At 68.5% G+C, this 8,049-nt stretch carries 5 protein-coding genes; all 5 read right to left on the bottom strand.

All coding sequences use genetic code 11. The features are described 5' to 3' along the window. A partial coding sequence (locus ABTW64_RS08280) for a P-type ATPase actuator domain-containing protein (RefSeq protein WP_502892311.1) occupies window positions 1-597 on the bottom strand: 597 nt, incomplete at its 3' end. A gap of 288 nt (window positions 598-885) precedes the next feature. Beyond that, entirely contained in the window at window positions 886-5,556 is a 4,671-nt protein-coding gene (locus tag ABTW64_RS08275) for a type VII secretion EssC family protein (RefSeq protein ID WP_350621181.1), read from the bottom strand. 37 nt (window positions 5,557-5,593) lie between these two features. Beyond that, entirely contained in the window at window positions 5,594-6,910 is a 1,317-nt protein-coding gene (locus ABTW64_RS08270) for an RDD family protein (protein ID WP_350621179.1), read from the bottom strand. 135 nt (window positions 6,911-7,045) lie between these two features. Then, on the bottom strand, window positions 7,046-7,357 hold the full coding sequence (locus tag ABTW64_RS08265) for an amino acid transporter (protein WP_350621177.1): 312 nt from the start codon (window positions 7,355-7,357) through the stop codon (window positions 7,046-7,048). Continuing rightward, window positions 7,354-8,031: an acyl-CoA synthetase gene (locus ABTW64_RS08260; protein WP_350621175.1), complete on the bottom strand. Its 678-nt coding sequence runs from the start codon at window positions 8,029-8,031 to the stop codon at window positions 7,354-7,356. Before ABTW64_RS08260 ends, ABTW64_RS08265 begins: the two co-directional genes overlap by 4 nt. Between the last annotated feature and the right edge of the window lie 18 nt (window positions 8,032-8,049).

Below are 8,049 nucleotides of genomic sequence, written 5' to 3'. Positions count from 1 at the left end.
ATCGGTAGAATCTCCGAATTCCTTAGTAACCTCTATAGTTAAAACTCCATTTTTATTAATAAATCCACTTAAAATGTCATCGCCAACAGCTACTTCTCGTGGAACAGATTCTCCAGTTAATGCTGAGGTATCCATAGCCGAATTACCATCCACGACTTTACCGTCAAGGGGTACCCGTTCTCCTGGACGTACTACAATCATATCGCCAACCTTAACCTCTTCAGGGCTTACACGCTTAATTTCATTATTAATTTTTATGTTGGCGAAGTCTGGACGTAAATCTAACAATGAGCTAATTGATTTGCGTGAACGATTAACTGCAATGCTTTGGAATAGTTCTCCGACCTGATAGAACAACATTACAGCAACGCCTTCTGGATACTCACCTATTACGAACGCACCAATCGTTGCGATTGACATTAGGAAGTACTCATCAAAAACCTGCCCTCGAATAATATTTTTAACTGCTCTTAAAACAATGTCTCCACCAATAATAAGATAAGCAACGATAAAGAGCATGAGTTCAACTGTACTGTTTAATGAAAGAAGAATCCCTGCTGCACCTATTGCAGCACTAGCTATTAAGCGAATCATCATTGTTCGAACGCTATTCTCTCCATGATCATGGCTATGTCCATGTCCGTCATCTTCAGCATGATCATGATTATGCGACTTACTTTCACTATGATCGTGATTATGTTCGTGACTATGATCATGACTGTGTTTATGATTCGCGTCTGAGTGATCATGGTCCTTCCCTTGTTCAATAAATTTGATATGTGGCTCTAGCTGCTTTACTTTCTTTCTAGCACTGCCCCCGGGGAGCGCTCCCCCGGTGAGCACTGCCCCCGTGAGCGCTCCCCCGGTGAGCACTGCCAGCCCGGGTCAGGCGGGAGCAGCCCCCTCCGAAGCGGCCGCGGCCGCTTCCCGGCGCGCGCGCCGGCGGGCGGCGCGGGCGTCGTCCTCGCCGGCCGCATCGCTCGTCGCCGCCGGCGCCGGGGACGGCGTGACGCGCTGCGGCATCGCCTGCCGCGGCGCCGATGCCCGGCGCGACGACGCCTCGTCGACGAACGGCATCTGCATCGTCACCGCACGTCCCGCCTGCACGAAGATGCCGCGCCCGTCGGGGAAGTCGGTGCGCTTGACGCGACCGAACGGCACCTTGAACAGCGACTCCCCGTCGTAGGCGTCGGGCTTGAGCGCGATGCCCTGCCGCCCCATCTTCCACTCGCCGAGCAGACCCGACCCGCCACCCGCGCGGGAGATCTCCGACTCGGCGATCAGGATGTGGTCGCTGTTGTTGACGGCCTGCAGCAGCGCCCGCATCGGCCGCTCGGCGGGCCCGTCTGCCAGGTGCGGGATGTCCTCGATCACGATCATGAGGCGGCCCGGCACCGCGTCATCCGCCACGATCTCGGCGAGCTCGAGCGCGAGCTCCTTCTCGTCGTCGGGGCGGGTGGCGCTGCGAATCCACGGGCGGAAATCGGTGAGCTGCGCGCGCCGGCTTCCGAAGTGGAACAGCTTGACCTCGGGATCGAAGCGCTCCACGGCCGCCACCAGCGCCTTGAGCGCATTGGTCTTGCCCGACTGAGGCGGGCCGGTGATGACGAACGAGCCGACCGGGTCGAAGCCGCGCGGTTCGAGGGTGTCGTCGGCGATACCGAACACCGGAAGGCCGCCGGCCGTCGCGGGCATCGCGCTGGCCGACACCTCGGTCGGCAGAGCGCCGATCTCGGGAAGCTCGGCGACGCCCTCGGCACGCAGGCGCTCGGCGAGCACGTCGAGCGCCTTGGACTGCTCGGCCACGTTGGTCGTGCCGCCGAGCACGGCCATCTGCACCTCATGGTTGTCGACGATCGCGCGCCCCGGGGACGACTGCTCGTCGAGAATGTCCTTCGCGACGCCGAGGATCGTGTACTGGTTCTGCTCCGCCATGCGCAGCACCACCCGCCGCGACATGTTCGCCGCGACCGCCGTCGGCACGGCGCCGCTGCGATCGGCGGTGATCACCGCGTGCACGCCGAGCGGACGCCCCTCGCCGAGGACCCGCATGAACACCTGGTAGAACGGCGCCCGCGCCGCGGTGATCTCCCACTCCTTCTTGAACTCCGGGAAGTTGTCGATCAGCAGGATGATGCGCGGCATGCTCGGGTCGACGAGGTCACGGTACTCCGTGAGGTTGGCCGCGTTCGCCGCCGAGAACGCCGCCGAGCGGCGGTCGAGCTCACGGTCGAGCGTGCGCATCAGACGCTGGATGCGCTCGGCGTCGTCGCCGTCCACGATCGATCCCACGTGCGGAAGCCGGGTCAGCACGCCGAGGGCGCCCGACGCGAAGTCGAGACCGTACACGTGCGCCGAGCCCCGCTCGGGGCGCATGCCGGCCGCCGTCGCGATGGTCTTCAGCACCGTCGACTTGCCGGATCCGGATGTGCCGTAGATCAGCAGAGACCCGTCGCGATCCGGCGTGAAGTGCACCGGGTTCTGCTGCTGCCGCTCGGGCAGGTCGGCCAGGCCGAGGCAGATGAGCGCGTCGCCCTCGACCGGGAGGTCGCGCAGGTCCACGACGTGGGCGAGGTCATCCAGCCAGGGCCGGCGCGGCCGCGGCAGGCCCGCGAGATCGGCCGCGCGCACCAGCGTGGTGACGACGCGCTTCTGGTCGTTGGGGCCGAGGTCTTCGTCATGCGAATCCGACTCGGCGGGCCGGTCGGGCTCCCATTCGACGATCGATCCGAAGCGCAGCTCGGCCACCCTGACCTCGGCGATCTGCACCTCGTCGTCACGCGTCCATCCGCCCGCATACGCCGACTGGAACGGCACGAGGCGCCCCGGTCCCGTCTTCGCGATCGCGCGGCCGGGGATCGAGGGAGGGAAGGACGCCGCGACGGTGTCGTCCACCACGTCACGCGAATCGGATTCGTCGGCCATGCGCAGCGCGACGCGGAGGTTGGTGTTGGCGCGCAGGTTGTCCTTGATGACGCCCGCGGGGCGCTGCGTGGCCATGATCAGGTGGATGCCTAGCGAGCGTCCGCGCTGCGCGATGTCGACGACGCCGTCGACGAACTCGGGCACCTCGCCCGCGAGCGCGGCGAACTCGTCGATCACGAGCACCAGCGCCGGCGGGCACTCGGGATCCTGGCGCTTCTCGAGCTCGAGCAGATCCTTCGCCTTCTTGCGGTTGAAGAGGTGCTCGCGATAGTGCAGCTCGGCCCGCAGGCTCGTGAGCGCACGTCGCACGAGGTGCGGGCTGAGGTCGGTCACGAGGCCCACGCAGTGCGGCAGGTCGACACAGTCGGCGAATGCCGAGCCGCCCTTGTAGTCGACGAACAGGAAGGTCACGCGATCGGGGCTGTGCGCCGACGCCATGCCGAGCACCCAGGCCTGCAGGAACTCTGACTTCCCGGCGCCGGTCGTGCCGCCGACGAGCGCGTGGGGGCCCTGCGAGCGCAGGTCGAGCGTCATGGCGTCGCTTGCGCCCTGGCCGATGATGGCGCGCAGGTTTCCGGCCTTCTTGAGCCGCGGCCGAGTCGCCCCCGAGCGATCGAGGATCGTGTTGTTCTGTCGCCAGCGCTCGACGACGGCGGCCGGCTCCTCGGCGATCTCGTGACCCACGAGCGACAGGAACATGACCGAGTTGGGGATGTCCGATGCGTCGTGGATCACGGTGCTCGCGTCGACGACGGGAGCGAGCCGCCGCGCGAGCATCTGCATGTAGGCGTTCGAGACGCCCTCGACCCGCACGTTCTCGTACAGGTCGCCGTTGCGCACGAGCCCCACGCGCGCGTGCTCGAGCCCCTCCGACACGTCGACGAAGCTGCGGCAGGCGGCCGGCAGCGACGCCACGGTGGGGGCGACGAACACGGCGTGCACGCCGACGTCGGCGCCCAGTTCGAGCACCTGCGTGAGCCGCGCGCGGTCGACGGGGGCGTCGTTGGTCACGAAGACGATCACCGAGACCTGCACCTTGGCGTCGCTCTCGTTGCCCGCACGATTGACGTCGGTGCCGTACTTCATCGGGTTCCAGTGCTCGGGGAACGGTCCGCGATGGCTGGGCTTCGCCCCCGACCGCAGCACGTACTCCTCCAGCGCGCTCAGGAGCGCGGCGGACGTCGGGGCGGAATCGGCCAGCGGGAGATCCTTGAACGGGCTCGTCTCGCTGGTGGTGTGCGGCAGCCACTTGAGCCACTCGAGCTCGGGCGTCCAGTCGGCGTCGGCGAAGGCGACGGTCACGACCTCGTTCGGCGCATGAAGGCCGAACAGCTGCACCGCTATGCCCCGCATCGCGTCGGCCGCCGCTCCGCTCGGGCCGGCCACCCCGAGGGATCCCGCCGCCCGCAGCGAGTCGAGCACCGGCACGTCGTCGACGTAGCGGTAGCGCTCGCGCAGCCGCTCGACGCGCTCGATGTACTCGGGCAGCCCATCCTGCTCGTCGCGGTCCTGGATCGAGTTGCGCGACTCTGCCCGGCACGAGCCGAGCCGCACGGCGAGGAAGTTCCAGTGCTCGGGGCGCCGCGTCCACAGCATGGGACCGAGCCGCATGGCGTGCTCGAACACCTCGGCGACCGGGGGCGCCTCCTCGTTGCGGGCGCGCTCCTCCTCGGGCTTGGCGAGATAGAAGAGCTCCTCCAGCCGCTCGAACTGCCGCTCGAACAGCTGCAGCTCGTGATTGCGCTTGTTGTTGGCCTGGCTCTTCTGGTTGACGAAGTTGCCGAGCGCCATGAGCGGCGTCATGAAGATCAGCAGCAGCGCCCGAGGGTTGTTCGTGATCGAGAAGATCGCGACCGACATGATGATCGGCGCGACCAGCACGGTCCACGGGAAGAGCTTGCTCAGCATCTCGGTCGGGATGCGAGGAGCCGGATGCGCCGTTCCGGGATAGCGCACCTCGACGCGGGGGCTGCGGTTGAACAGCAGGGCGCCGCCGCGCTCCAGCACCTGGTCGCGATCGGCGGAGCCGTCGAAGTCGCTCGAGAGGTAGATCACGAGCGTCGTCGCACCGATCGTGAACGGCTTGCCCGGCATCACGCGCACGCGCTGGACGGGCTCGCCGTCGACGATGACGCCGTTGGCCGAGTTCAGATCGACCAGCTCGATGTAGTGGCCCACCTCGAGGCGGGCGTGGCGCTTGGAGACCATCGGGTCGGCGAGGCGGATGTCGTTGCCCGCGTCGCGACCGATGAACACGTGTCCCGACACGAGCGGGAACTCCTGTCCGGCGAGCGGGCCGTCGACGGCGCGCAGCACGCCGGCCGCACTGCGCCCGCCGGACGCGGCCGCGAACATGGGAGTGGGGCCGAGGTTCATGACGGCGGCGGCGAAGCCCGAGCCGATCGGCGCCTCGCCGATCGGCACATCGGGCTGCAGGGGCTCGAACCGCTCCGCTGTGGGCGATGCGACGGCGAGCGTGAGCACATCGGATGCGTCCGCGAGCACCGTGCGGGCGGGGTCGGCCGCCGCGATCTGGCGCGCGACGTCCGAGGCCGTCGCGGTCGAATCCGCCGTGACGACCACGTCGACGGGCTCGACTCCCTCACGGTGCAGCGTCAGCTTGAGCTTCATTCATCGACTCCTCGTCGTCCGCGCGGGCCCGTGCGGGTCAGCCGCGCATCACCACCGCAGTCCGGTCGCCGAACCGGATGACCTCTCCCGGGCGCACCACCGTGGGGGCGCCGGGAGTCGCCTGCCGCTCGGTTCCGTCCTGCACCACGCTGGTCCCGTTGGTCGACTGCTGGTCGATCACCACGACGCCGCCCTCGTCGGGGCGCACCAGCAGGTGGGTCTTCGACAGCGAGCGAGTCTCATCCGGGATCCGGATGGGCTGCGCGCCCGGGTGCTGAGGGTCGCGTCCGAGCACCAGATCCGTGGCCACCGGGATGAGGTCGCCCGTGTCGAGCTGCAACGTGAAGATCGGGACGTGCGACAGCGAGCGAGCCGGCGGAATGGGAGCCGGCTGCCGCTGGGGCGTCGCGGCGGGGGATCCCGAAGCAGGCGCGGGGACGGCCGCCGCGACGGGCGCGGGCGAGGCCGGGTCGGGAGTGGGAACCGGCGCGCGTTCCGGGGCGGGCGCGGGTGCCAGGGCGGGAGCGGGCGCCGGGGCCGGCGTCGCGCGGAGGTCGGCACGGCCCGCGAGACCCACGCTCGGCTCTCCTGCGCTCGAGACCGGACGGGCGACCCCCAGCACGCCGGAGCTCACGCGCGCCCCCGGACGGTACGCGGGCGCGGCGCCCGGATCGACGGGCGTGGCCAGCGAAGGAAGCCGCGACGCCTCCTGCACCGGCGCGACGGAGACGCTCTTGCGCGCGATGCGCATGCGCTTGGCGTCGTACGGGTTCAGCCCGTGCCGCACATCGACGAGCCACGTCTGCCCGGCCAGATCGTGCCAGCCGCGTCCCCGGCGCTGCGCGTCGAAGGTCGGCGAGACGAGGAACAGCGCGGTTCCGACGACCGTGAGAGCGGGCGCCCACACGACGAGCGCCCGCAGCACCACGCGCCAGAACCCCGGACGCTCGAGCGTGCGCACGTTCACCGAGCGGATGCCGAGCAGCGCCTTGCCCAGCGTCACCCCGCGTCGACCGTGCAGCAGCAGCTGGGCGAGACAGTACGCCGCCGTCAACAGCGTCGTGGCGCCCGCCATCACGACCGCCAGCACGAACTGCGGGTGGTTGACGAAGCCGTACAGGCTGATGGTTCCGCCCATGAGCTTGAGCAGCAACGGCAGCGCTCCGAGCTGGTACGGCAGCTGCAGCAGCAGATACACGCCGAGATCGATCGCGGCCGCGCCGGCACGACGGCCCAGCGGCGCCGAGATCAGCCCCAGCGACCGCGCGTACTGCGGATCGGGACGGCCCTGATCGTCCAGCCCCTCGACGGCTGGCGGCCGGTCGTCGATCTCCCAGATCACGTTGTCTGCCACCTCCCGCGCAGCGCCCTGCCGCGCGACCCGGGCACCACGGTATCAACGGCCGGCGACACCTCCCGCGCCGGGACCCCGGGAGGGGTACCCATCCCGACGCGTACCCCCCGGAGAGGGCGAGGCGCCCGGAGAGGCTCAGCCCTGCGGGCGGTCGCCCTCCGCGGCGTCGTCCTTCGGCAGCAGCACCGGGCGGTCGACCGTCCTCTGCTGGTCGGCGGGGTCGACCACGAGCAGCAGCATCGAGAGGCCGAGCAGCACGGCGATGAAGGCGATGCCCGCGACGATGCCGGCCATCGACCACGCCCGAGCGACAGCCTCGGCCGGGACGGCCTGGAACGCGCCCATGGTCATCGCGGTGATGAAGCCCGCGAACAGGGCGGCGCCGAACGCGATGCCGAGCAGCTGGGCGGGGCGCATCAGGTCGCGGCGGGTGGGCTTGTCGGTCACGGTCGATCCTCCTGCGCCGTCGCGGCGCTCGCGGTGTCGTCTGCGGTGTCGGTGCGGGCATCCGGCCCGGCCGCGGTCTCGGTCGCCGGCTGGGGCGAGAACCCCGCGATGCCGAGATAGACGGCCACGATGGCCGCGTATCCGCCCAGCAGGCCGACCGCGATGGTGGTGCCGGTCAGCGTGAACGTTCGACCGGCGTCCTCGATGAAGTAGTCGAGCGCGTAGTCGGTCGGCACGATGAGCACCGCGAGACCCAGCAGGATGGTCAGCGCGCCCACGACGATCGCGTCTCGCGCGTCGGCCCGACCGAGGCGCGACCGCTGCACGATGCCCACGAGCAGCTCGACCGCACCTGCCACGAGGGCCCAGACGATCACGGCGGCGAAGAACAGCAGCTCGGAACGCAGGGCGGTGACGCTGGCGGTCATGCCGGCCACGAGATACACGGCCGCGAGCAGCGCGCTGGACCCGCGGTGCCCCGCCGGGGCGACCAGCCAGGCCGCCAGGGCGAACACGAAGCCGGTCGCGATGCCGAACCCGCCCAGCACGGACAGTCCCACCTCCGCCGAGTGATCGGGCGAGAACGTGATCATGAGCGCCGCGATGGCGGCGAACAGGGCACGCAGCAGCTGCACGTGACGCGCGGTCACTCGCAGGGACGCGGCAGGCGACATGGCGGATCCAGGATCGGT

The sequence above is a fragment of the Microbacterium sp. NPDC096154 genome, from assembly GCF_040302945.1.
GTDB lineage: Bacteria > Actinomycetota > Actinomycetes > Actinomycetales > Microbacteriaceae > Microbacterium.
Note: the sequence above shows the minus strand (reverse complement) of the source record. Positions and strands in the feature narration are given on the sequence as shown.